This window comes from Agrobacterium sp. 22-214-1, assembly GCF_053522465.1.
Map to the genome: position 1 here is coordinate 1 of NZ_JBNWCK010000014.1, position 2,084 is coordinate 2,084.

Here is a 2,084-nt window from a genome sequence, read left to right on the forward strand (position 1 = left end):
TTGGTGTGGAAGAACATGATCATGCATCCCGGTTACGGCGTGCTTGCCGATCTTTCCCGCTTCTTCGGTTTCCAGCCGGTCGACTGGTTTGCGCAGTTTCCGCTGCTGTCCATCATCATCATCGTCGCCTGGCAATGGCTGCCGTTCGCGACGCTGATCCTGCTCACCGCCCTGCAGTCGCTCGATGGCGAACAGAAGGAAGCGGCCGAGATGGATGGCGCCAACTTCGTCAACCGCTTCATCTACCTGACCCTGCCGCATCTGTCGCGCGCCATCACCGTCGTCATCCTGATCCAGACGATCTTCCTGCTCGGCGTTTATGCGGAAATCCTCGTCACCACCAATGGCGGCCCCGGTTACGCCTCCACCAACCTCGCCTTCCTCATCTATCGCACGGCGCTTCTGGGCTACGACGTCGGCGGCGCTTCGGCCGGCGGCATCATCGCCGTCATCCTCGCCAATATCGTCGCCATCTTCCTGATGCGCGCCGTCGGCAAGAACCTCGACCGGTAAGGGGGAAACATCATGGCCCGCAAGACAACCACACGTGCGAAGATCGGCTTTTCCATCGCGGCCTGGGCCGTGGCGCTGTTGCTGTTCTTCCCGATCCTCTATGCCTTCCTCACCTCGATCAAGACCGAGCCGGAGGCAATCGCCGGCTTCAGCCTCATTCCCTCGGGCACGCTCGAGAATTACGTGACGGTGCAGACCCAGCGCGATTACTTCAAGCCCTTCATGAACTCGGTGGTGCTGTCGCTCGGCTCGACGATCATCGCGCTGATCATCGCCATTCCCGCCGCCTGGGCCATGGCGTTCTCGCCGACCAAGCGCACCAAGGACATTTTGATGTGGATGCTCTCCACCAAGATGATGCCGGCCGTCGCCGTGCTGGTGCCGATCTATCTGATCTTCCGCAATGCCGGCCTGCTCGATACCCGCATCGGGCTCACCATCATGCTCACCTTCATCAACCTGCCGATCGTCATCTGGATGCTCTACACTTACTTCCGGGAAATCCCCGGCGAGATTCTGGAAGCAGCCCGCATGGATGGCGCATCCCTGTGGAACGAGATCGTGCATGTGCTGACGCCGATGGCGGTGCCGGGCATTGCCTCGACACTGCTCCTCAACGTCATCCTTGCCTGGAACGAATCCTTCTGGACCATCCGGCTGACGACCACCAATGCCGCCCCGCTGACGGCCTTCATCGCCTCCTTCTCGAGCCCACAGGGGCTGTTCTGGGCAAAACTCTCGGCCGCCTCGATGATGGCGATCGCCCCCATTCTCGTCATCGGCTGGTTCTCGCAGAAACAACTCGTGCGTGGCCTGACCTTTGGCGCCGTGAAATAAGGAACGACAAACATGGGCAGCATTTCCCTTCAGAACGTGTCCAAGCTCTTCGGTGAGGCGAAAGTCATCCCGTCGATCGATCTTGATATCCACGACGGCGAATTCGTCGTCTTCGTCGGTCCCTCCGGCTGCGGCAAGTCCACGCTGCTGCGCCTGATCGCCGGGCTGGAAGATGTTTCCGGCGGCAAGATCGTCATCGACGGCAAGGATGTGACGGAAAAGGCGCCGGCCGAGCGCGGCCTTGCCATGGTGTTCCAGTCCTATGCGCTTTATCCGCATATGAGTGTCAGGAACAACATCGCCTTCCCGCTGAAGATGGCCAAGCTCGATAAGGCGGTGATCGACAAGAAGGTCGAAGATGCCGCCCGGGTGCTGAACCTTACCGATTATCTCGAGCGCCGGCCCTCGCAACTATCAGGCGGCCAGCGCCAGCGTGTCGCCATCGGCCGCGCCATCGTGCGCGAACCTTCCGCCTTCCTGTTCGACGAACCGCTTTCCAACCTCGATGCGGCGCTGCGCGGCACCATGCGGCTGGAAATCTCCGAGCTGCACAACACGCTGAAGACGACGATGATCTACGTCACCCACGACCAGGTGGAAGCCATGACCATGGCCGACAAGATCGTCGTCTTGAACCGCGGCAATATCGAGCAGGTCGGCTCGCCGATGGAGCTTTACCGCACCCCCGCCAACCTCTTCGTCGCCGGCTTCATCGGCTCGCCGCGCATGAACCT

The 2,084-nt window shown here is 60.8% G+C and carries 3 protein-coding genes; all 3 read left to right on the forward strand.

The annotated features are described in order from the left end of the window. A partial coding sequence (locus ACQZ5G_RS25035) for a carbohydrate ABC transporter permease (RefSeq protein ID WP_448739303.1) occupies positions 1-513 on the forward strand: 513 nt, incomplete at its 5' end. A gap of 12 nt (positions 514-525) precedes the next feature. After that, positions 526-1,350, forward strand: a complete 825-nt coding sequence (locus ACQZ5G_RS25040) for a carbohydrate ABC transporter permease (RefSeq protein ID WP_003525171.1) — start codon at positions 526-528, stop codon at positions 1,348-1,350. A gap of 12 nt (positions 1,351-1,362) precedes the next feature. Then, positions 1,363-2,084: ABC transporter ATP-binding protein (locus ACQZ5G_RS25045; RefSeq protein WP_448739302.1), on the forward strand; the 722-nt coding region annotated here is incomplete at its 3' end.